General features: G+C 41.4%; 1 pseudogene. It reads left to right on the top strand.

Annotated elements, in window-relative coordinates:
- Positions 1–72: 72 nt before the first annotated feature.
- Positions 73–1,474: pseudogene (locus ODU39_RS10185) on the top strand (IS3 family transposase); the annotation flags it as partial.

The raw sequence follows: 1,474 nt of genomic DNA on the forward strand, positions 1-1,474 counted from the left end.
TGATATACTCCCCTTATAGTGGACAGTGAAAAAACAAAAATTTTCACTAGAAACTATAAAGGGAGTTTTATTATGTCCAAAAGAAGTCCAAAGTCTGTCTCTGAGAAACTAGAAATTGTTCTACTCCACTTGGAAGCTGGGAAATCACTTAGCTGGTTAGCTAGGCGCTATGGTGTGTCTAAAGACACTCTATCAAACTGGGTTCGGAAGTACAAAGAAGCTGGTGTTGAGGGGCTAGAGGAAAGTCGTCACTGGACGAAGTATAGTAAGGAACTAAAGAAACAAGCTGTTTCCGACTATCTCAATGGCTTGGGAAGTCTCAAAGATTTGACTGAAAAATATGGAATTTCTTGTGATTATGTTCTCAGATCTTGGATAAAACGTTATACTAGTGGTAAAGAATTGAAAGCTACTAGTAGAGGAATGAGTCGCATGAAACAAGGACGCAAGACAACTTTTGACGAACGGGTTGAGATTGTCAATTTTACCCTTGCCCACGAGAAAGATTACCAAGGGGCTGTTGAGAAGTATGGCGTTTCCTACCAACAGGTCTATTCGTGGGTCAGAAAGTTTGAGAAGGACGGTTCTAACGGCCTCCTCGACCGTCGTGGAAAAGGTTTGGAAAGTAAGCCTAATCTGACTTCGGAAGAAGAGTTACGCCTAAAAATCAAGCAACAGGAAGAACGGATTAAGTATCTTGAAATGGAGAATGGCCTGCTAAAAAAGTTAGAAGAAATCAAGCGACGAAATCGACGGTAAGAATGGGTCGCCACTTGGAATCCTTCCAAGCGATTAAAGAATATGCGGATGAACAGAAAGAGGCTTCTATCAGCCACTTGTGCCGTATTCTAAAGGTATCTCGCTCAGGCTATTACAAGTGGTTGCGTCATCAATAAACTCCTTCTGAACAAGAAAATACAAGATTGATAGACGTCATCAAGGACCTTCATAGCCAACATAATGGCATTCTTGGTTATCGTCGTATGACTCGATTTGTCAATCGCAAGCTTGAAACAAACTACAACAAGAAGCGGATTCGTCGCTTGATGCATATTCTAGGTATTCGCTCCATTATCAGAAGATCCAAGGGATATTGCACCAAGACTAGCTTTGTCAATGTAGAAGACAATATTCTCAATCGTGATTTTACAGCTACTGCCCCAAATCAGAAATGGTGTACAGATGTGACTTTCTTGAAGTACGGTATCGGCTGTAAAGCCTATTTGAGTGCGATTAAGGACCTTTACGACGGCTCAATTGTCGCTTATGTGGTTGGTCAGTTTAATGATAATGAATTGGTATTCGAAACACTTCGTAAAGCCCGAACAGCTAATCCTGAGGCGACACCATTGATTCACAGCGACCGAGGTTCACAATATACTTCGAAAGATTATTACCGTTTAACGACTCAGTATCAGATGACACGCTCTATGTCTCGTGTTGGTAAGTGTATTGACAACGCACCAATTGAGAG

It is taken from the genome of Streptococcus sp. 2021WUSS126 (assembly GCF_044427255.1).
GTDB lineage: Bacteria > Bacillota > Bacilli > Lactobacillales > Streptococcaceae > Streptococcus > Streptococcus hashimotonensis.